The following is a 21,354-nucleotide window of genomic DNA, read 5'->3' as shown; positions in this document are numbered from 1 at the left end:
TAATCACCTCCTTAATGTTTTTAGATATTGTTTAATATACACTATCTATATATACCAAGCAAGGGTAATTTCTAGAATGGCTAAATTTTCTCCAGATGAATACAGGCACGAAGGCAACGCAGTTTCACTACTTAACTACCACTTTGTTTTTATACCTAAACGCCGAAAAAAAGTTCTCACCGGAGTAATAGCCGAAAGACTCCAGCAGATCATCTGTGATGTTTGCAATGAAACCGACATTCCGCACCCCCCAGTGTCACAATCGGTAATTTCGGATTTTTGAATACCTTTGATGATAATTTTGATACAAAATCGTTGAAATCTTAGGTGGCGATCGCCAATCTCAAATCGCCAAACGACCATTTTTCGTTGTGTGACAGTTTAGGGTGCGGAAGGTGGGATGAAAATAGATGGAGAATCATTGCGATGGAAATAATGCCAGACCATGTACACCTGTTTATTAACGCTAAACCAACTGATAACCCATCTCAAATCATGAACAGAATCAAGGGAAGGGCATCTCATTTCTTGAGAAAAGAATTTCCTGAGTTGCTAAAACTTCCTCCAGCTATCGTCTAAATTTTGAATATTGGAATTAGGATGAATAACCTGAATAGTCTGAGGCCAGGTTACAACTACAGAATTAACAAAAATAAGCAAGAGTTTTATTCATATTCAATAATTTTAATACAATCTCAAATACATTCTTCTCTTCCTCCAACTACTAATTCCTATGCAATTTGCTCCTCTATTCCCAACTATTTATCGTATTCTCCAACCAAGTTTTCCTAACTGTCTTTGGAATGGCGATAGTAATAGTAATAAGATTGCTATCACGTTTGATGATGGACCACATCCCCAATACACATCTCAAGTATTAGCAGTTTTAGACAGTTACAATATTAAAGCTAGTTTTTTTTTGTTGGGTGCTTGTGTCAACCGTTCACCACACATTGCTAAAGCGGTTAAAGATGGAGGACATTGGATAGGGCTACATGGTTATGAACATCAATCTTTTCCTCTACTTTCTCCCACTAACCTCAAGTTGAGTTTAGAAAAAACCCAAGCTGCTATTTACAATGCTTGTGGTTTACAACCTGAACAAGTGCGCGATGTTCGTCCTCCTAATGGTTTTTTCACACCCAAGACTTTAAAATTATTTCGGCAGTGGAATTATAAACCTGTGATGTGGAGTGTTGTCCCAGAAGATTGGGTGCGTCCTGGTGTATCTGTTGTTGTTCAGCGCGTGCTTCGGCAGGTAAAAGGTGGTTCCTTAATTGTCCTGCATGATGGGTTTTTTGGTGGACAAGATGTGGCAGAAACTATGCAAATTTTAATTCCGCAGTTATTACAACAAGGCTATGAATTTGTTACTGTTGATAGGTTATGGGAATTAAAAATTAAAAATTAAAGATAACAACAATAATATGAATGATTTTCACACAGGAGAAATAGCACAAACTTGTAATCCTACAGGAGTCTGAATAATTAAGGCTTCTACACCAAATACTTCAGCAATAATATGAGGTGTTAGCACAGTCTCTGGTGTACCAACTTCCCAAATCTGACCTTGTTTTAATAAAGCAATGCGGGAACTATAACGGGCTGCTAAATTTAATTCATGTAATACTGTGACAATGGTTAATTGTTGCTGTTGATTGAGATTTTTGAGTAATTCTAATAATTGCAATTGATAATTTATATCTAAATAAGTTGTCGGTTCATCTAATAATAATACCTTTGGTTCTTGTGCTAAAGCTAAAGCTAAAAAAGCCCGTTGTCTTTCTCCACCAGAAAGTTCTTCAACCAAGCGATCGCTAAAATCTTCTAATTGCGTTTTTTTAATTGCTGTCTCAACTTTCTGTCTATCATTACCAGTCAATTCCCATTGCCACCAAGGTTGATGAGGTGTTCTACCTAAACTCACTAATTGACGTACAGTTAAACCAGGAGGAATGGGTTGTTGTTGTGGTAAAAGTGCTAATTTTTGAGCTACTAAATTGGCAGGTAGTGAGTGAATTTCTTTCCCATCCAGTAAGATTACTCCTTGCTGAGGGGAGAGAATCCGACTAATTAATTTAAGTAAAGTAGATTTACCTGAACCATTAGCACCAACTAAACTCAACCATTCTCCTGTTTGCAAAGATAGATTGACATTTTCAATAATTGGTGAAACAGCATAACCACCCGTAAGATTTTGTAATTCAAGAGGCATTGTTAATAATTGAGAAAAACAATTTTTATGCTTTTTGCATTTTACCAGATAATACGAATTTTTTCCACATAATTACTATTTAATAATATCATCGAAACATGACTTTGGTCATGATTAGATAATGACTTTTTACCTACATGAATATGCAACGATAATTTTATGCTTTAAGTAGGTTGAATAAAACAACCCTCAAACTAATTTCACTGTCAAGAATACTTATTATGAATTTGCACAAATCTCTCATCTTGCTTGGTACACTTGGTTTAGTTACACTAGGTAGTATAGGAATCTCCCCCGCATTAGCTGATAATCCCAACAATTCTAGAGATCAGCGCCAAGAAACTCATCATAGACAAGATAACAACTATAGAAGAGACAACCGTCGAGAAAGAGAATATCGTCATAGACAAGACAACCGTCGAGAAAGAGGATATTGTTATAAACAAGAATCTCGCTCAGGAAGACGATATTAAAATAAAATCCGGGTCTGAGTATTCTTGTTAATTGTTGCAAATACCATCTCATATCAACTTGATTTAAGGAGATAGAGATGGTAGTTTTAATTTGTTAACAGCAACTATAATTTTTGGTACTATCCCCAAAATAACTGATATAAAAATAGTATATCTCTGTTAGATTGATATGTATTTATGGAGTATCAATTCATGAAAAATCAACGGATGTTGAGTATTTTTACTCTACCTGTTGTGGGTTTAGCCATTGCGCTTCTTACTACTGGATGTCAATTATCTTCTCCTAATCGAGTTTCTGTTCCCAATAATTCTACCGAAAGTGGAACAAATCTTCCGTCATCTGAAAATGGCACAAATTATCCATCATCTTCAAGAGATATAAATCAAGCTTCCGAGAAAATGTCAGAACTCAATTTAACTGACACTCAAAAAGCAGAAATGAAACGAATTAGAGAGGAAAGTGAAGCCAAAATATTTGCACTCTTATCTCCTGAACAGCAACAAGAATTACAAGCTAATAGTAATGGCCGCAATAAATTGTCCATGAAGAAACTGCGATCGCTAAATCTGTCAACAGAACAAAAACAACAAGTGAGTGAAATTACCCGCGAACAACGCCAAAAAATTCAGGCAATTCTGACCCCAGAACAACGCGAAATGATTAAACAACGGCGGAGATCTCCCAGCGAAAATAAAGAAAATTAATCCTACTAAGAGTCACTTAACAAAGGCAGGAGGCAGGAGTCCGTTTTTGGAACGGGGATTTATACCCCGATCTAACAACTTTGAACGAAGTCCGGTTTTAGAACCGATTGTTTCCATAAAATTGAGTGTGTAATTATCTCCCTTAATTGGTGATTCAAAAATCTCTGCGTCCGTCCTCATCATCAGTATTTAACTAGATATTAAAACTTATTAACATCACTAGAACGACGATAAAGCAACCAAATAAACAAAGGAGAACCTAACAAAGCTGTCACTGAACCTACAGGAAGTTCTACTGCACCTAATCTAGAAAGTAAATCAGCAAATGTCAGTAACCATGCACCAGCCAAAGCTGATAATGGTAAAACAAATCGGTTATCTGTACCGACAATTAAACGCACACCGTGAGGAACAACTAAACCAACAAAACCGATTAAACCACCGATGCTAACAGCACTTGCAGCTAATAAAGTGGCAACACCACCAATTAATAAACGCGATCGCACTAAGGAAACTCCTAAGCCTACAGTTAAATCATCACCTAAAGCTAAAACATTGAGCGATCGCGCCAACAAACACCCACATAATAAAGCCAAAATAATATAAGGACTAGCTGTAGAAATTTCCGTCCAACCACGACCATTTAAACTTCCTACCAACCAACTCAGGGCAATTTGAACTTGTCCATCTTCTGCCATTAATAACAACGTACTCTGCACAGAACCAAATAAAGCACTAACAGCAACTCCTCCTAAAATTAATCTTTCTACAGAAATTCCCCCACCAGCACGACCGAGAAAAATCACTATAGCTGAAGTTAAAATTGCCCCCAACCAAGCAGCTACAGGAATCGCTATCGGGAAGACTTGCAACACAATCATAATAATCACAATTAGTCCTGCACCAGCGGAAATTCCCAAGATAAAAGGGTCAGCTAAACTATTACGTAACATTCCTTGTAACAGTGCGCCAGACATTCCTAAAGCTGCACCAACAATTAAGGCTGCAACAATGCGAGGTAGCCGTAAATCCCACAGAATTGTTTGTTTAATTGGGTCGCCTTGGCGTGTCAGTGCTTGGTAAAATTCGGACATATTTAAAGGAACTGCACCTTGAGAAAGGGAAACGAAAAGAGTTATTGCCAAGGCGCTAACTAGAAGTAAAATTGCCCAGATTAGGCGATGTTTGGTGAAAACTTTCTGCATTGGTTATTTGCAGTAGAGGCGTAACAGTAAAGAAATTAAGAATTTGGTTTGGTTTCAGGAATCTAAAAGATGCGAATAAAGATTTGACTGTCTTTGATTTCTGAAAATCCCATTTATATTTTAATACAGTTTAGGTATAGCAGGTGACAGGTGACAGGTGACAGTGGTAAAAGCCTTGGAGTGTCTAAGTTTTAGTTTTGGTTAATTTCCTAACCGCTTTGTCTACAGCTATATTGCCGGAAAAAGAATGAAAGCAAAATAAAAATAAATAAAATTTTAGTTTAGTGTAGGTAGTAACAACCCAACAAAAATTAATTGATGTTGGGTTTAATTTATTCAACCCAACCTACATAAATGTGATAAATATGAAAATTACGCCACCTTTAAAGACTTACCTAAAACCTGCGGTTCGGGAAGAGGTTCACCATCTGCCAAACAAGACTCAACCAACATTTCTAACACCTCCTGAGCATTTTTTAAAGCTTCCTCGTAAGTTTCCCCATGAGTATGACAAAACTCTCCCCATTCAGGAAGACTGACAACAAAACATTGATCTTCATCAGACCATTGAATAATTATTGTGTAATGATAATTCATTCTTCTTCCTCTTGAGATTTTTTAATTTCCTCTAATTTTTTGAGTGCGTTACTAACGTCTTTCTCTTGGTATGTTTTAGCATCATTTCCATCTTTACCTGATATAGTCACTCTCCCAGGTAGCAAAGGATGATACCAGTTAGTATGGCTACCTTTACCTGTACGACAAGTAAATCCAGCTTGCAACAATAAACTTTTCAATTCTCTAATTTTCTTGGGCATATCTGTTTCTTATTTTCCCTGAATTCCCTTAATCTTTTCGCTTTCATAAAACCTTTTTACTCCAATACTGAAAACCAAAACCTGCTTAAATATAAAAATTACACAACTTGCAAAGACTTACCTCAAATTTGTGGTTGGGTAAATTGAATGACTATTGTATCTATCATGACTGTGATTTCTCAATGAAGAAGCAATTAAAGAAACTCACGCAAGAACTCAAAGGGATTATCTTCCCAACATGGTTCAGGTACTAACCAAACCAATTTACTTTTAATTTCCTCTTCAATTTCATCGCTGTCGTCTCTTTCAAAGAGGGATATTAAAGCTTCCCAGTCGCGTTCTCTCAGGGTGCTATATGGAGAAAAGTTTACCTGTAGATTATTGGAGTAATTCACAAGCACGTTTTTAAGTTGAGTGATACAAAAATTGAACATATAACATTTGGGTAATCAGCACAGACTTGGTATACTCAGATCCTGAAAGACCTGCACTAAGCTTTGCTATCAGAGAAGAGATTTAAAAAGCTGACTACTGATCACTGATTGCTGATTGCTATATTTTCTGACAAACGAGCCTATTGTAATTTGAACACTGTGATTAATAAGTGACCTAGCTCACAATCTTATTGAAAAATTTATGTAATTCTTCGAGAATTTAACCAAGATTATATATCTTCGTAAAACTGAGATTTGACTAGCTTTACGCCAAATACCTCAGCGAAGCACTCTGCTATACAAGAACGAACTTCTAGACATTGGATACCAGGAATCCAGTTAGCTAGACTACCGACTGCCTTATCAGCAATACCACAGGGAACAATGCGCTCAAAGCCTGTCATATCCGGACAAACATTTAAAGAAAAGCCGTGCATAGTCACCCATCGACTCACTTTAATGCCTATAGCAGCAACTTTATAGCCTTCTAACCACACACCAGTAAAACCAGGAACTCGTTCTCCCTGTAATCCATAATGTGCTAAAACGCGAATGAGGACTTCTTCGAGTTGCCGCAAGTACCAATGTAAATCTTGACGATAACGTTGCAGATTTAAAATGGGGTACCCTACCAATTGCCCAGGACAATGGTAAGTGACTTCGCCACCCCTCTCAACTCTATGCACATCATACTCACTTTTGTCAAGGTCAAATTTAAGAAATTCTAGGTTAGCACCTTGTCCCAAAGTGTAGACGGGGGGATGTTCCAGCAAGATGAGTACGTCTTCTAGGTTCGGGTTGTGGATGCGTTCTATGAGGAGCGATCGCTGCCATTGCAGAGAATCTAAATAGGGCATTAATTCTTTGTTAAATAACAAACAAGGGTGTTGTTGGGGTGCTTTACTATAGATCATGCAAAAAATCAATTGGGTAAATGACCAAATATTTTAAAGAAACCAAGCATTGAGTCAACAAATGTCAAGCTATGCAAAGGATTTTAAAGGAACGTCAAGGGAATTAGCTATGTAAACAACAAAGTGCTAGTTTGAATATATAACCTCAAAGGTGTTAGGAGGAATTCTCTACAACCAGCATCAAGCCAAGACAAGAGAAATAAATAAAATGGCTGATGGAATCTTCAGAAATTGTTGACATTTATCAGAATTAAAACTGCTGCTCCAGGCTTTGATTCTCTATCAACAGTGAGCCATCCAACAGCAGGATATTAAGAGCAACTACTCCTAGATTTGTAAAGGTTGCTCCCACTGAAAAATCAGTTACAAAACAGTTAAGATTAATTGATGGAGGACTTTTCCTAGGACATCCAATTGTATAGTAATCAGTTGGATAGCCACACAGAGTTTAACAAGGTAAATCAAGGCTAGAGGTACTTATCATTAAGATGCAGCAACCTGAGAGCAGATGCTACAGCCGTACATCAAAAGAAGTTAATAATTTGTATTGGCGGCAGTGATAGACCTTACCGCAATCTCTGTTCATAGATAACACATACACATCAAATAAATATTGAGCGGGAGAGTTTACATGAAGCTTGTCATCCACGGCAAAAATATAGAAATTACCGATGCTATACGCGAATATGTGCATCAAAAAATTGAAAAAGCAGTTAATCATTTCCAGAACATCACAAACGAAGTGGATGTCCATTTAAGCGTGGCTCGCAATCCCCGAATTAGTACAAAACAAGCAGCGGAAGTAACTATTTACGCTAATGGTAGCGTCATCCGTGCGGAGGAAAGCAGCGAAAACTTATATGCCAGTATTGACCTAGTGGCGGATAAAATAGCTCGTCAGCTGCGTAAATATAAAGAAAGAAGACAAGATCACAAAACCCAACCCATACCAACTAATGAAGCGGTAGTTCCTGAACCAGTAAACGATTTAATAGGCGATCGCACCCCCGAACTACCAGGAGAAGTTGTCCGCACCAAATATTTTTCCATGCCCCCCATGACCGTTGCAGAAGCCCAAGAACAACTGCAACTAGTAGGACACGACTTTTATATGTTCCGTAACGCTGAAACAGGAGAGATTAACGTTATTTACGAACGCAACCACGGTGGTTACGGCGTAATTCAACCCCGCAATGGTAACGGTTATACCAACGGCAAGAACGGCAAAACAGCTAACGTTGCTCTACCAGAGAAGTCTAAAGCCTAATTAAAACGCAGAGGAACGCTGAGTAAAACGCAGAGAAACGCGGAGAATATACTCTGCGAACCTCCGCGTAAACCTCCGTGTCCCTCTGCGTTGGAAATCCTCTTATTTTGCAGCCAACTGTTGCAACGTTTTCAGGGTTTCCTCAACGTGACCTTTAAAGTTCAACATGGAATCAAACACATATTGAACTACACCATTTTGGTCAATCACATAAGTCACCCGGCCGGGAATAAAACCAAACGCGGTGGTTGCACCGTAAACTTTACGTACTTGATCGCCTTGATCACTCAACAGTGTAAAAGGTAAATTGTGCTTGGCTGCAAATTTTTGGTGCGATTCCCTAGAATCACCACTGACACCAATAACTTCCGCACCAGCAGCTTTAAACACTTCATATTGATCTCGGAAAGCACAAGATTCCGCAGTGCATCCTGGTGTGTCGTCTTTGGGATAAAAGTAAAGGACGACAGCCTTTTTGCCGCGAAAATCTCTCAGGCTAACTGTAGAACCGTTTTGGTCGGGTAGGCTAAAATCAGGGGCTGTATCTTTAACTTTGATAGACATAGTAAAAAATTCACAATTCCAACATTACTTAACAAAAGTTTACCTTGTAACTTAGTCTATACATTTTTCTTGATAACGTGCATCGGCTGGAGTAGGGTAGATATTTATCAAAAAAACTCTTCTGCTTATGCGTCTAACTTCCCTGGATGTGTTTCGTGGTATTACCATCGCGGGTATGATTCTTGTCAACATGGTAGGAGTCGCAGATGATAAATACGCACTCTTAGACCATGCTGAATGGAACGGTTGCACACCTACTGATTTAGTATTTCCATTTTTTCTGTTCATTGTTGGTGTAGCAATGACATTTTCACTATCCAAGTACACCGCCGATAACAAACCTACTCAAGCGGTTTATTTACGTATCCTAGGCCGCGCTGCTATTCTTTTTGTCTTAGGATTACTACTTAATGGTTTTTGGAATAAAGGTGTTTGGACTTTTGACTTTAGTAGTCTGCGAGTGATGGGGGTATTGCAAAGAATTAGTATTTCTTACCTGTTTGCATCTTTAATAGTTTTAAAATTACCGCGCAGAAGTCAATGGATATTAGCAGGGGTTTTACTCATTGGTTATTGGTTAACAATGATGTATGTTCCTGTTCCCGGTTATGGTGCAGGAATTTTGACAAGAGAAGGTAATCTTGGCGCATTTATTGACAGATTAATTATTCCCCAACCACATTTATATAAAGGTGATGGTTTTAATTTCATGGGAGATCCAGAAGGATTATTTAGTACAATTCCCGCTATAGTTAGTGTATTAGCTGGTTATTTTGCAGGAGACTGGATCAGAAATAAAAAACAGGCTAATTCACAAACCAGCATGGATTTAGTTTTATTTGCTTTGTGTTGTTTGGTAATTGGCATTATTTGGGATGTAGCATTTCCCATTAATAAAAAATTGTGGACAAGTTCCTATGTTGTCTTTACCTCTGGCTGGGCATTAATGTTATTAGCAGCTTGTTATGAATTGATAGAAGTCAGGTTAATAAAACGTTGGAGTAAACCTTTTGAGATCATGGGATTGAATGCGATCGCACTTTTTGTTGCTTCCGTCTTGTTAATCAAAATCACAGCCAAAACCCAACTCGGTACAGGTGACAGCGCCATCAGTATTTACAATTGGATTTACCAAAACATTTTTGCATCTTGGGCGGGTAATTTCAATGGTTCGTTTTTATTTGGTTTAGTTACTGTATTTTTATGGTACGGTTTTGCAGTTTTAATGTATCGCCAAAAGTGGTTTATTAAAGTTTAGATCAATAACCCAATTTGCTAGTGATCATCCTGCAAAGTACAAGCAATTGCTAATTCTGCATTCTTAAGGAAAGCCTCTTTTTCTAGTGGATATACTGGATACTGGGGAGTCAGCGCCAATAATTTCTCAATTCTCTCCCTTGCTGTGGCTACAACATTTTCATCTAAGCTACCGTTACTCAAACAAGCAGCAAAATCTTCAGCTATTTGATATGTTCTTTCAATTGCCGAAGAATTGATATTGCGAGAAACAATAAATAAGTCGCAACCAGCATGAAAAGCACGGGCTACTGTTCCCGACTGCATAAACATCTCAGACACAGCTTTCATATCTAAATCATCGGAAACAACCACACCCTGAAAATTTAGTTCTTCCCGAAGAATGTGATTTAAAATTGTTTTTGATAATGTAGCTGGAACTTCAGGATCTATTTGTGGAAACAAGATATGGGCGGTCATAATGAGCGGTATTTGTTCTGCAATTAATGTTTGAAACGGTATCAATTCTCGCTGTCGTAATTCCTCCACAGTTAAATAGAGAACTGGTAACTCAACGTGAGAATCTTGACTGGTGTCTCCATGTCCCGGAAAGTGTTTTGCACAACCGAGAATGTTTCCTTCCTTGAGTCCCCGATAATATTCCCGCGCCAGTTGACCAGCGGTTTCAGGAGTAGTTCCAAAAGCACGAGATCCAATAATTGGATTTTGGGGGTTGGAGAAAATATCAGCAACGGGAGACCAAGAAAGATTGATTCCTAGAGATTTTAATTCTAAAGCTGTTGCTTTTGCTACTTCTTGTGCATGAGATTGTAATAAGTAAGCTTGAGGAAACCGAGTAATTGGTAACGGTGTTCTGACAACTCTTCCACCTTCATGGTCTAGGGTTGTGAAGAGTAAATCGCGTTCTGTATATTCACGAATACTGTGCTGTAATTCTTTAAATTTTTCTAACCAAACCTGATATGGTACACCATCGAGAAAATTTTTGGCGAAAAATATCACCCCAACAGGTTTTAACTCACTCAATACCCGTTTATCCTCATCACTGAGGGTTGTTCCAGAAACACCGAGAATCAAGTGATTACCAAAGCTTTGGATATGTTGTGATCTTGACATAACTTTAAAAAATAACAATTAAAATTCTCTCAGAAGCATTAAGCATTAAGCATTGGGCATTGGGCATTGGTTTATTAACGTCTTCCTACACCCCACGCCCCACACCCCACACCTTACACCCTCTTTTTCCAGAAACAAGGTCAAATGTAACAGAACGCAAAGTATAATGAGAACGACAAAACAATTAAGAAATATTGAAAAACAGTAGGTTTAAATGCTAGTAGCGAACACGAAGTGCAGCGTAGCTATCGCTGGTGCTGGTCTAGCAGGGCTTTCCTGCGCGAAATATCTCGTAGATGCAGGTCATACTCCCATTGTCTTAGAGCGTCGGGATGTATTGGGTGGTCTAGTGGCAGCATGGAAAGACTCTGACGGCGACTGGTACGAAACCGGGTTACACGCCTTCTTTGGGGCATACCCCAATATGCTGCAATTGTTCAAGGAGTTGGGCATTGAAGACCGACTCCAGTGGAAAGAGCATACACTGATTTTTAATCAACCAGATAAACCCGGAACACTCTCACGTTTTGATGTTCCAGATATTCCCTCTCCGTTTAACATCATTGCCTCGATTCTTCGCAACAACGATATGTTGACTTGGGAGCAGAAGATCCGTTTCGCTATTGGGTTGCTTCCAGCCATCGTTCGCGGTCAACAGTATGTTGAAGAGATGGACAAATACAGCTTCTCGGATTGGTTAAAAAGGCAAGGTGTTGGTGAGCGGGTAGCCAGTGATGTGTTTATAGCTGCTTCCAAGGCACTAACCTTTATCAACCCCGACGAAGTTTCCTCCACAATTTTATTAACTGCTCTCAATCGTTTTTTACAAGAACGATATGGCTCCAAAATTGCCTTTTTGGATGGTTCTCCCACAGAACGACTTTGCCAACCCATAGTTGATTACATTACCGAGCGGGGTGGACAAGTCCGACTGAATGCACCCTTAAAAGAGATTTTGCTCAACCCAGATGGTACAGTAAAAGGATTCTTGCTACGCGGGTTAAATGGAGAACCAGATGAAGTGGTGACAGCAGACTTTTACGTATCAGCCATGTCGGTTGACCCATTAAAAGTCATGTTGCCAGAACCTTGGCAGCAGATGGAATTTTTCCAAAAGCTGGAAGGGTTAGAAGGTGTACCAGTAATTAACCTCCATCTATGGTTTGATCGGAAGTTAACAGACATTGATCACCTACTTTTTTCGCGCTCTCCCCTCCTCAGCGTTTATGCTGATATGAGCAACACTTGTCGTGAATATGCTAACTCCTCTCGCTCAATGCTGGAATTAGTTCTAGCTCCCGCCAAAGATTGGATTAGTAAATCCGACGAGGAAATCGTCTTTGCTACTATGGCCGAGTTGGAAAAACTCTTTCCCGACCACTTTACAGGAGACAACCCAGCAAAACTGCTGAAATCTCACGTTGTCAAAACGCCACGTTCAGTTTACAAAGCGACCCCTGGTCGTCAACAGTATCGTCCACTCCAACAAACTCCTATAGCCAACTTCTTTTTGAGCGGGAGTTACACCATGCAACGCTATCTAGGCAGTATGGAGGGAGCCGTACTTTCTGGTAAGCTAACAGCACAGGCGATCTCCGATCGCATAGCGCCATCGGTAGCAAATTCTTCCAACCTGCAAACGCTAACTCGACTGCCCGCAACGAATGCTGCAACTGCCTGATTCCCCCCCGCGCATGAAAACGCTGGTCTCTGTAGACGATTCCTACAAACTTTGTCAGGAACTCACAGCTAAGTATGCCAAAACTTTTTACCTGGGTACATTGCTGATGAGTCCGGCAAAGCGTCAATCTGTTTGGGCCATATATGCTTGGTGTCGCCGAACAGATGAATTAGTAGATGGCCCCGCATCTGCTATAACCACGCCAGAAACCCTAGACCTATGGGAAAAGCAGCTGGAATCAATTTTTGCAGGACACCCATTAGATAATTACGATGTAGCTTTAGTAGACACACTCCAAAGCTTTTCCCTGGACATTCAACCCTTTCGGGATATGATTGCCGGTCAGCGCATGGATTTATATCGCAGTCGTTATCAAACCTTTGAGGAGTTATATCTCTACTGCTACCGAGTGGCTGGGACTGTGGGATTGATGTCAACTACAATCATGGGCATAGATACCAGTATCTATACAGCACCCTGGCATCAAAACCAACAACCTTATGTTCCCACCGAAGAAGCGATCGCTTTAGGCATTGCCAATCAACTTACCAATATTCTCCGGGATGTGGGGGAGGATGCACGTAGAGGCAGAATCTACATTCCCCTAGAAGACTTGGCAAGATTCAACTACACCGAAGAAGATTTTTTTAAAGGTATTGTAGATGACCGTTGGCGTTCCCTAATGCGCTTTGAAATAGAACGCGCCCGCAAATTTTATACCAAAGCCGATAGAGGTATTAGTTACTTAGCGGCTGATGCCCGTTGGCCTGTATGGTCTGCATCCATGCTCTATGGACAAATTTTAGATGTGATTGAGCGCAATCAGTATGATGTGTTCAGTCAACGTGCTTACGTCCCCAAGTGGCAAAAATTAACTACCTTGCCAGCAGCTTGGATGCGATCGCAAGTGTTATAAGATGGTCAGAAGGCAGAAGGCAGGAGGCAGGAGGCAGGAGGCAGAAGGCAGAAGGCAGAAGGTAAATATTTCTCCCTGTTACCTGTTACCTGTTACCTGTTACCTGTTACCTGTTACCTGTTACCTGTTCTCTGACAAAATAACTATTGACCAAATCAAAAACATCTGCTAACATTATTATCTATGACCTGGAGAGGTGGCTGAGTGGTCGAAAGCGGCAGATTGCTAATCTGTTGATGGAATCGTAAGGTCCATCCGAGGGTTCGAATCCCTCCTTCTCCGTTTTTATCTGTCTATGAATCAAGAGGATTCAAAAAGGAATAATTCTCTTGGTTTTCGTGCTTGACAGCAGATGCTTTTGAAGCATTTTTCTAGTAATTCTTTTTTCTTTGAGTTTCAACATGGTAAAAGGCAAAGGGTAAGCTAATTAACCCTTGAGCCTTTTTATTGCCATCAATTAATCAAATTGCCAAATCTTAATTGTATTATCAGCACTGCCACTAATAATCTTATTTCCATCCACACTGAAAGCTACACTATGGACAGTTGAGGAATGCTCTGACAAAGTAGTTATTAATTCTTGTGACTCCAGATTCCAAAGCTTAATTGTATTGTCATTACTACCACTTACTAAAGTTTTACCATCTGGGCTAAAAGCAACACTTGTGACAGAATCAGTATGTCCATCGAATGTGTGAATGAGTTCTGCTGTTGCTAGATACCAAAGTTTAATTGTTTTGTCATGACTGCCACTAGCAAAGGTTTTTCCATCTGGACTAACAGCTAGAGTATTAATTCCATCTGTATGTTCCAGAATACTAATGATTTCTACTCCTTGTTTCACACTCCATATTTTGATAGTTTTGTCAGCATCACTGCTAATTAACTTTTGTCCATCTAAGGTGAAAACTACACAGTTAATATAGTTTTCGTGTTCATTGAGAGTGAACATCAACTTTTCTGTACTTAAATCCCATATTTTAATAGTTTTGTCCAAACTAGCAGTACATAAAATCTGACCATCAGGGTTAAAAGCTACGGAAGTGACACAACCTGAATGTTCAATAAAAGTTTTACTTTTTAAGGAATGCCATAACTTAAATGTTTTGTCATAGCTACTACTAGCAAGTGTTTGTCCATCAGCAGATATAGCGACTGAACAGACATAGTTAGAGTGACCAGTCAAGTTGTGAAGAACTTCACCAGTTTGTAGATCCCAAATTTTAATATTTTTATCTGCACCACCACTCACAAATGTTTTGCCATCAGGATTGACAGCTATCGAAAAAACATAATTTGAATGACCATAAAGTGTATTGATACAATGCCAGAACTTGGGCTTTTCTATTTCCACATTTGCTAATGTTTTTAACTCGTAGTGATAAGCTGCTCTATATCTCTGGAGGATAACTCTGAGTTTCTGCAACATCTCCTCAGTCCAAACTGAAGGAAAGTCTGTGCTTAATTTAAATAGCTGAGGTTCATAATTGGGGTTGATGTTCAAGTAATACCAATCTGCTAAAAATGCTGCTAATAGCTTGTGTAAAATCACAATAGTTTGTCTAATTGCTCGCAAACTCTTAGTCTGATCGCTGCCAACTTCTTCCAGCTGTCCTTTTACTTCTTCCCAGTTCCAAGGTTCAAAAGATAAAGATACTGGTTCTTGTAGACCCCAAAATTTAACATTGAAATAAACTTCGTGGTCTGTAATATCGGTGTAAATAATTGCAGTTGGTATGGCAGATAAAATTGTTTCTAACTGCTTAACTTCAGCATCAAAAATTGAACGCTCAAAATATTTACCATAAAACTCAACAGGGCAATAGTCACCATGCAGCGGATAGTATTTTTCTAAAAATAGTTTTAATTGGTTGCGAATTTCTTTTTTGAGACTATCACGGAATGAAATTGGAAAGTCATCACTAATATCTGGAGGTGGCACTAACATTAGTAAGCGTGGCTTCTTTTGTTCATCTATGAAAATTCTTTGGGCTTCATCACGACTTAAGATACCTGGCCACTTTTGCTGATCGAAAATACCTTGAATCTCTTTTTGTTTAAATTCAATCTCTTTAGCGGTTGTCTCTCGACTTAAATCTAAATATAATGCACCTAACTTGCTTCTATCTTCTATTTCTTCCTGCTTAATTTTTTGTAATTTTTCTTCTCGTTCAAATACTGGTGTGATTTCTATATCTGTATTAACAGGTGTTTCCTGAATTTCTAGAAATTCTTTTCTTCTAGCTTCTCTGCGCTTATAATAATCCATTTCTGCTTGAATTACACGCTGATCTTGTCTAACCTTTTGAACTGTTGCCGGTAAATTAATTTTATTTTCTTTAACAAGTGTTTGGCTAGTAAATGCTGAAACAATTCGATTAGTAGTGAGAGTAACAAAATCGACAGCAGCACCAACAATATCAAATGACATATAAGTTATATGGTTGAGAAAATTAACACATAGTCAATTTTAACCATTAAATTTCCGAATGTATCCGTATAACTTCAATTTAATTAATATTAAGTTTATACTAAAATACGCAAACATACCCCAGAAGGTAAGAAAGATAGGGAGTTTCAGCATCTGCTGAAGTATGTTTGTGGGTGTAGGGTGTGAGGGAACACAGGAGAATAATGTATTATCTCTTGGCTTTTGTATCCTGCCTTTTCCCCTACTGCTGTTATATAGAATAGTAAAGGGGGAAAGATTTTGCGTCTTTGGGCTTGACATATACACGCTCTTGAGCTTCTAACTTTAACTCGTCATAGCGATCGCGTGTTAAGTGAGCGGTAACACTTTGCCCATCATCTAGCTTCAACTCTACTTGAATTTCCCAACCCAAATGAATTACACGACTGACTATAGCAGGTGCAGTTGTCCCATTAGCATCTCTTTCCACGATCACATCTTGGGGACGCAAAAATATTTCTGGATGTGCTGACTCAAAGCCACTGGTTTGGAAAATTTTCGAGCTACTTGGTAACACATTCACAGGCCCGATAAAACTCATGACAAAGGCTGAAGCGGGGTGATCATAAATTTGTGCGGGTGTTCCCACTTGTTCCACTTTTCCTTTATTCATGACCACGATTTCATCTGAGACTTCCATTGCTTCTTCTTGGTCGTGGGTAACGAAAACAGTGGTAACATGAACTTCATCATGGAGACGACGTAACCAAGCACGTAAATCTTTACGTACTTTGGCATCTAAAGCACCAAATGGTTCATCTAGTAATAATACGTTAGGTTCTACAGCCAATGCTCTAGCTAACGCTACCCGTTGTCTCTGTCCACCAGAAAGTTGGGAAGGATAGCGATCGCCTAACCCATTTAACTGTACTAATTCTAATAATTGTTCTACTTTTCCTTGAATTTTCTTTTTTGCGGCTTTACGCAGTTCTAAGCCAAAAGCAATATTCTGTTTCACAGTTAAATGCTTAAATAAAGCATAGTGCTGAAATACAAATCCGATATTTCTTTCTTGTACGCTTTGATATGTAGCATCCTTGCCAGTCAGAAAAATCTTGCCGCTATCTGGCATTTCTAAACCTGATATTAGCCTTAACAGGGTAGATTTCCCAGAACCTGAAGGACCTAATAAAGCAACTAGTGAACCACTATTGATTTCTAGACTGACTTGATCAACAGCGAGGAAACTGCCAAATTGCTTGGATACGTTTTCAACTACTATGCCCACTGGTTTTATACCTCTGCAAATAATCTACGGTTTTTAGGTAGGATTACTGGATTTTATATTTATATCATATACAGTCATTTTTGGATTAAGGAAATTACCAACTACAACCACCACAATCAATGAAACTACAATCAAGGCCGCTGCAATCTAAAGAACTACAATCCAAAGCACCACAATCAGTAGCACCACAATCAAGAAAACCACAATCAGGAGTCATATTCAGTAGTTCTGAACAGTCACAACTCAAATCAGCACAATTAATTCCTAAATCCACAGCATCAAAACTATCTTGACAAGAGGATTTAGGCGCTATTGGTTGAGGTTGTGTTGTTTGAGTATCCTCTTCTGTTTCTGTAGGTGGTTCTAGTTCCTCAGCTTGGGATTTAAGAATTAGATTTGCTTGTTTGCAAGCTTGAAATCTTCGCCGAGATTGGGTAAAAGCAACTTTTAAACCTTCTTGTGCAATTGTTCGTTTAATGAATTGGGAGCAAGAATCACCACCATACAACACTCGATGAGCGCATTGAAAGCCTTTATGCGGGGAAATGTGTCTTTGATAGCCTGCGATCGCTGTTACACTGATTTTTCGTGATAGGGAGTCTAATAAAGAAATTTGCATATTTTGTTACATACAACCATGCTATTAGGTAGGGAGCAGGAGTTTTGGATGAATCCAGGACTTACGCACAGAAGTTATCTGTTAGGGCTGGGTGTAAGGGTGTAAGGGTGTAGGGGTGTAGGGGTTTTCGTCTCTTCAACCTTGATTTATCCACCACTTTACCCCTTTGTCAAAACCCTTAATTTTTCGTTTTTCTGCGTAAGTCCTAGAATCTATTCCCTGTTCCCTGTTCCCTGTTCCCTGTTCCCTTTATTTTTTATCATTGACCTTTATCTATTGAGCATAAAGAAATTTATTATGGTAATAAGGATAAATATGTCGAAATATTAAGGAATATTGCAATTCTGTCAAAACCCCAAGCTTGAGCGCCAAATCAACTAAAAGTACATGATAGGATGCTTTCGGTAAACGTGAAGATTGGGAGAAAACCTTTGACACTACGGGTTGCTGTTGTTGGTTCTGGCCCAGCTGGTTCATCTGCTGCTGAAACATTAGCAAAAGCTGGGATTGAAACTTATCTAATTGAGCGCAAGCTGGACAACGCCAAGCCTTGCGGGGGTGCTATTCCCCTATGTATGGTGAGCGAGTTTGACCTACCACCAGAGATTATCGACCGTCGAGTACGGAAGATGAAAATGATTTCTCCCTCTAATCGTGAGGTAGATATCAATCTGGTAAATGAAGAAGAATATATAGGAATGTGCCGCCGTGAGGTGCTGGATGGGTTCTTGCGAAATCGGGCGGCAAAATTAGGTGCTAATTTAATTAACGCCACTGTTCATAAAGTTGATATACCCACAAACAACACCGACCCTTATACAATCCATTACGTTGACCATTCTGAAGGTGGGGCGCTAGGGATTGCAAAAACTTTAAAGGTAGATTTAGTAATTGGGGCTGATGGTGCAAATTCCCGCATTGCCAAAGAAATGGATGCAGGGGATTATAATTATGCGATCGCTTTCCAAGAACGTATTCGTCTACCCCAAGACAAAATGGCCTACTACAACGACATGGCCGAAATGTATGTAGGTGATGACGTTTCCACTGACTTCTATGCGTGGATTTTCCCCAAATATGACCACGTAGCAGTGGGTACTGGCACAATGCACGTTAACAAAGCCAGCATCAAACAGTTGCAAGCTGGTATTCGCGCCCGTGCTACGGAAAAATTGGCTGGTGGTCAAATCATCAAAGTCGAAGCTCACCCCATCCCTGAACATCCCCGTCCTCGTCGTGTAGTAGGACGTATTGCGTTGGTAGGTGATGCTGCTGGTTACGTTACCAAGTCTTCTGGTGAAGGTATCTACTTTGCAGCTAAATCTGGCCGGATGTGTGCAGAAACCATTGTGGAAGTTTCTAACAGCGGTGCGCGTATCCCCACCGAAAAAGAATTGAAACTTTATCTCAAGCGTTGGGATAAGAAATACGGACTCACCTACAAAGTATTGGATATTCTCCAAACCGTTTTCTATCGTTCCGATGCTACCCGCGAAGCATTTGTAGAAATGTGTGATGATTTGGATGTACAACGGCTGACATTTGATAGCTATTTGTATAAAACAGTAGTTCCAGCTAACCCCATCACTCAATTGAAGATTACTGCTAAAACAATTGGTAGTTTATTGCGCGGTAATGCCCTGGCACCTTAATAGGTGGCTATTCACGGAACTAGGGTGTAGGGGTTAGAGTGTAGGGTGTAGGGAATAAAGAAAAATTTGAGTGTTAAAACTACGACCCTAGTCTACGCCCCATCCCCTACATCCTGCTTAATTTCCTAATTTGCTTGATCTTTCTTTGAGTATATTAATATAACCATCAAGACCATGATCTCTAAATCTGGCAGAAATGAAATTTAAACTAAATCTTGAACCTATACGAAATTCTTTGTCTACATCATCATATCCCTGCCACCATCTTGGTAATGCTGGTACTATATCCATACCATGAACAAATCTATAACTTTTGGGAACTCTTTCATTATAAGATTTGCAAAATCCATTATTTCCTACCTTTGGCGCTCCAAAAGTATAGGCTTCTATGGAAGTTAATTGTTGAGCAAAGTTGTATTGAATATCTACTGCACATAAAGTTGCTAATGCACCTCCTAAACTGTGTCCAGTTACAGTCACATTAGAAATATTGTTATTTTTGATATATTCGTGAATCTGATCTCTGACTGAACAGTAAGCATTAGCAAAGCCACGATGCATTAATGAGCCAGAAGTATTATCTGTTTTATATGGGTAAGTTTTATCTTGTTGGGCAACAATTTGACCGCGAATTATTGCCTGATCAAATTCCTTCTGTTCTTGACTTGTATCAAAGTTGGTTTGCCAGTCAAATGATGAATTACTACCTTGAAAAACAATAGTAATTCCTGATGAATCTGCTAAAATAGCTAGTTGGGTATCAGTAGATTGTTCGTTAATTAAAATGGGGTTTTCCTGCCAACCACCGCTAAAAATAATTTTTGAAAAATCTTGATAAATTTCTTTGCTGCAAATAGCCATTTTTAAGGCTTTAGAATAATCAACTGTCATAAATTTATCCTGTGGTTATAAAAAATTGATTTCGACAAATAACCGAGAATCGGAAAAGCTGAATTAATAATTTATTCAAAAGCAAAACATGACATTTCGGAAAAAAGTCTGTCTTTTCCGTGATGCCTTTCTTTGTCCAGCAGAAAGAAGCTACAATCTTCTGGATTTATTCTGGTCAATCCAAAATCCAAAATCGGAGGACTTTTTTCTGTCTAATCTAAACTCTAGATAGGTGATGTAGCAAATATATTTTTGGAAATGAAGAAGTTTGATTTTTTTATTTAGCAACTATGTGTAATCACAAATTGAATTACTTCGTTTAAACCATCCTTGGTTTTTAAGTTAGTAAAAATGAAAGGCTTATCACCACGCATTTTCTTTGCGTCTCGTTCCATCACATTTAAATCAGCACCAACATAGGGTGCAAGGTCAGTTTTATTAATGACTAATAAATCCGATTTAGTTATACCTGGGCCACCTTTGCGGGGAATTTTATCACCAGCAGCAACGTCAATTACATATAGTGTTAAATCTACTAATTCAGGACTAAAGGTAGCAGCTAAATTATCACCACCACTTTCTAAAAAGACTAAATCTAAATCTGTAAATTTTTCTTCCAGTTGTTCAATTGCGGCTAAATTCATGGAAGCATCTTCACGAATAGCAGTGTGGGGACAACCTCCTGTTTCTACTCCCAAAATGCGATCGCTCTCCAAAGCCTGAGAACGTACCAAAAACTGGGCATCTTCTTGAGTATAGATGTCATTTGTCACCACTGCCAAGTTATATTTTTCCCGCAGTGCTTTACATAAAGCATCTACTAAAGCCGTTTTTCCCGAACCTACAGGGCCAGCTACCCCAACTCGAAAAGCATTCATAAGTGATTGATAATTGGTGATTGGTGAAATTATTACATATTCTCTGTTCCC

Annotated in this window: 21 protein-coding genes, 1 tRNA gene and 2 pseudogenes; 11 read left to right on the top strand and 13 right to left on the bottom strand. The window is 39.0% G+C overall.

The genetic code is table 11. The features are described from left to right. Positions 1–76: 76 nt before the first annotated feature. From A0J48_RS11515 to A0J48_RS11505, 3 genes and pseudogenes are all read left to right on the top strand, one after another. Positions 77–229 (top strand): annotated as a pseudogene (locus A0J48_RS11515) (transposase); the annotation flags it as partial. A 158-nt stretch (positions 230–387) separates the two neighbouring features. Then, positions 388–564 (top strand): annotated as a pseudogene (tnpA, locus tag A0J48_RS11510) (IS200/IS605 family transposase); the annotation flags it as partial. Positions 565–733: 169 nt separating this feature from the next. Then, positions 734–1,411 carry a polysaccharide deacetylase family protein gene (locus A0J48_RS11505; RefSeq protein ID WP_200323193.1) on the top strand — a complete coding sequence of 226 codons (678 nt, stop codon included), beginning with the start codon at positions 734–736 and terminating at the stop codon, positions 1,409–1,411. Positions 1,412–1,438: 27 nt separating this feature from the next. Here the strand turns inward: A0J48_RS11505 and A0J48_RS11500 are convergent, their stop codons facing one another. Next, the gene (locus A0J48_RS11500) at positions 1,439–2,215 is read right to left on the bottom strand and encodes an ABC transporter ATP-binding protein (protein WP_200323192.1); all 777 of its coding nucleotides are present in this window, start codon (positions 2,213–2,215) and stop codon (positions 1,439–1,441) included. A 221-nt stretch (positions 2,216–2,436) separates the two neighbouring features. On the opposite strand from A0J48_RS11500, the gene A0J48_RS11495 reads away from it, so the two are divergent. Both A0J48_RS11495 and A0J48_RS11490 read left to right on the top strand, forming a co-directional pair. Continuing rightward, positions 2,437–2,688 carry a hypothetical protein gene (locus A0J48_RS11495; protein ID WP_200323190.1) on the top strand — a complete coding sequence of 84 codons (252 nt, stop codon included), beginning with the start codon at positions 2,437–2,439 and terminating at the stop codon, positions 2,686–2,688. A 192-nt stretch (positions 2,689–2,880) separates the two neighbouring features. After that, positions 2,881–3,393: a Spy/CpxP family protein refolding chaperone gene (locus tag A0J48_RS11490; protein ID WP_200323188.1), complete on the top strand. Its 513-nt coding sequence runs from the start codon at positions 2,881–2,883 to the stop codon at positions 3,391–3,393. A 200-nt stretch (positions 3,394–3,593) separates the two neighbouring features. On the opposite strand, the gene A0J48_RS11485 is transcribed toward A0J48_RS11490, so the two are convergent. The 5 genes from A0J48_RS11485 to lipB all read right to left on the bottom strand — a co-directional run bounded on the left by A0J48_RS11485 (position 3,594) and on the right by lipB (position 6,764). Beyond that, positions 3,594–4,598, bottom strand: a complete 1,005-nt coding sequence (locus A0J48_RS11485) for a FecCD family ABC transporter permease (protein ID WP_200323187.1) — start codon at positions 4,596–4,598, stop codon at positions 3,594–3,596. 372 nt (positions 4,599–4,970) lie between these two features. Next, a complete protein-coding gene (locus A0J48_RS11480) occupies positions 4,971–5,195 on the bottom strand; it encodes a type II toxin-antitoxin system HicB family antitoxin (RefSeq protein WP_200323185.1) in 225 nt (74 codons plus the stop codon). Further along, on the bottom strand, positions 5,192–5,416 hold the full coding sequence (locus tag A0J48_RS11475) for a type II toxin-antitoxin system HicA family toxin (RefSeq protein ID WP_200323183.1): 225 nt from the start codon (positions 5,414–5,416) through the stop codon (positions 5,192–5,194). Before A0J48_RS11475 ends, A0J48_RS11480 begins: the two co-directional genes overlap by 4 nt. A gap of 194 nt (positions 5,417–5,610) precedes the next feature. After that, complete coding sequence (locus A0J48_RS11470) at positions 5,611–5,811, bottom strand: hypothetical protein (protein WP_200323181.1); 201 nt, start codon at positions 5,809–5,811, stop codon at positions 5,611–5,613. 269 nt (positions 5,812–6,080) lie between these two features. Then, positions 6,081–6,764 (bottom strand): lipoyl(octanoyl) transferase LipB, encoded by a 684-nt coding sequence (gene lipB / locus A0J48_RS11465; RefSeq protein WP_200323179.1) that lies wholly within the window; start codon positions 6,762–6,764, stop codon positions 6,081–6,083. Positions 6,765–7,395: 631 nt separating this feature from the next. On the opposite strand from lipB, the gene hpf reads away from it, so the two are divergent. After that, positions 7,396–8,031 carry a ribosome hibernation-promoting factor, HPF/YfiA family gene (gene hpf / locus A0J48_RS11460; RefSeq protein WP_200323177.1) on the top strand — a complete coding sequence of 212 codons (636 nt, stop codon included), beginning with the start codon at positions 7,396–7,398 and terminating at the stop codon, positions 8,029–8,031. Positions 8,032–8,133: 102 nt separating this feature from the next. Here hpf and A0J48_RS11455 read toward each other — a convergent pair whose 3' ends face one another. Further along, complete coding sequence (locus tag A0J48_RS11455; protein ID WP_200323175.1) at positions 8,134–8,595, bottom strand: peroxiredoxin; 462 nt, start codon at positions 8,593–8,595, stop codon at positions 8,134–8,136. 127 nt (positions 8,596–8,722) lie between these two features. On the opposite strand from A0J48_RS11455, the gene A0J48_RS11450 reads away from it, so the two are divergent. After that, complete coding sequence (locus A0J48_RS11450; RefSeq protein ID WP_200323174.1) at positions 8,723–9,853, top strand: acyltransferase family protein; 1,131 nt, start codon at positions 8,723–8,725, stop codon at positions 9,851–9,853. Positions 9,854–9,870: 17 nt separating this feature from the next. Here the strand turns inward: A0J48_RS11450 and nagZ are convergent, their stop codons facing one another. Continuing rightward, positions 9,871–10,968: a beta-N-acetylhexosaminidase gene (gene nagZ, locus A0J48_RS11445; protein ID WP_200323173.1), complete on the bottom strand. Its 1,098-nt coding sequence runs from the start codon at positions 10,966–10,968 to the stop codon at positions 9,871–9,873. Positions 10,969–11,182: 214 nt separating this feature from the next. On the opposite strand from nagZ, the gene pds reads away from it, so the two are divergent. The 3 genes from pds to A0J48_RS11430 all read left to right on the top strand — a co-directional run bounded on the left by pds (position 11,183) and on the right by A0J48_RS11430 (position 13,847). Continuing rightward, positions 11,183–12,649 carry a 15-cis-phytoene desaturase gene (gene pds, locus A0J48_RS11440; protein ID WP_200323172.1) on the top strand — a complete coding sequence of 489 codons (1,467 nt, stop codon included), beginning with the start codon at positions 11,183–11,185 and terminating at the stop codon, positions 12,647–12,649. Next, positions 12,633–13,565 carry a 15-cis-phytoene synthase CrtB gene (gene crtB, locus A0J48_RS11435; RefSeq protein ID WP_200323171.1) on the top strand — a complete coding sequence of 311 codons (933 nt, stop codon included), beginning with the start codon at positions 12,633–12,635 and terminating at the stop codon, positions 13,563–13,565. Before pds ends, crtB begins: the two co-directional genes overlap by 17 nt. Positions 13,566–13,755: 190 nt before the next feature. Then, positions 13,756–13,847, top strand: a tRNA-Ser gene (locus A0J48_RS11430). A gap of 175 nt (positions 13,848–14,022) precedes the next feature. Here the strand turns inward: A0J48_RS11430 and A0J48_RS11425 are convergent. The 3 genes from A0J48_RS11425 to yidD form a co-directional block, all read right to left on the bottom strand. Beyond that, positions 14,023–15,996, bottom strand: coding sequence for a WD40 repeat domain-containing protein (locus tag A0J48_RS11425; RefSeq protein ID WP_200323170.1), 1,974 nt, complete (start codon positions 15,994–15,996; stop codon positions 14,023–14,025). Between the two features lie 250 nt (positions 15,997–16,246). Next, positions 16,247–17,263, bottom strand: a complete 1,017-nt coding sequence (locus tag A0J48_RS11420; RefSeq protein WP_200323169.1) for a sulfate/molybdate ABC transporter ATP-binding protein — start codon at positions 17,261–17,263, stop codon at positions 16,247–16,249. A 94-nt stretch (positions 17,264–17,357) separates the two neighbouring features. Continuing rightward, positions 17,358–17,882, bottom strand: coding sequence for a membrane protein insertion efficiency factor YidD (gene yidD, locus A0J48_RS11415; RefSeq protein ID WP_200323167.1), 525 nt, complete (start codon positions 17,880–17,882; stop codon positions 17,358–17,360). A gap of 395 nt (positions 17,883–18,277) precedes the next feature. On the opposite strand from yidD, the gene chlP reads away from it, so the two are divergent. Beyond that, positions 18,278–19,534: a geranylgeranyl reductase gene (gene chlP, locus A0J48_RS11410; RefSeq protein ID WP_200323165.1), complete on the top strand. Its 1,257-nt coding sequence runs from the start codon at positions 18,278–18,280 to the stop codon at positions 19,532–19,534. Positions 19,535–19,651: 117 nt separating this feature from the next. Here the strand turns inward: chlP and A0J48_RS11405 are convergent, their stop codons facing one another. Together A0J48_RS11405 and ureG are read right to left on the bottom strand one after the other, a co-directional pair. Beyond that, on the bottom strand, positions 19,652–20,425 hold the full coding sequence (locus A0J48_RS11405; RefSeq protein WP_200323163.1) for a lipase family protein: 774 nt from the start codon (positions 20,423–20,425) through the stop codon (positions 19,652–19,654). Positions 20,426–20,706: 281 nt separating this feature from the next. Next, positions 20,707–21,303: an urease accessory protein UreG gene (gene ureG, locus A0J48_RS11400; protein WP_200323161.1), complete on the bottom strand. Its 597-nt coding sequence runs from the start codon at positions 21,301–21,303 to the stop codon at positions 20,707–20,709. Positions 21,304–21,354: the final 51 nt, after the last annotated feature.

Origin of the sequence: Sphaerospermopsis aphanizomenoides BCCUSP55 (genome assembly GCF_001586785.1) — a bacterium.
GTDB classification, from domain to species: Bacteria; Cyanobacteriota; Cyanobacteriia; order Cyanobacteriales; family Nostocaceae; genus Sphaerospermopsis_A; species Sphaerospermopsis_A aphanizomenoides_A.
This window is presented reverse-complemented; position numbering and strand designations above follow the sequence as displayed.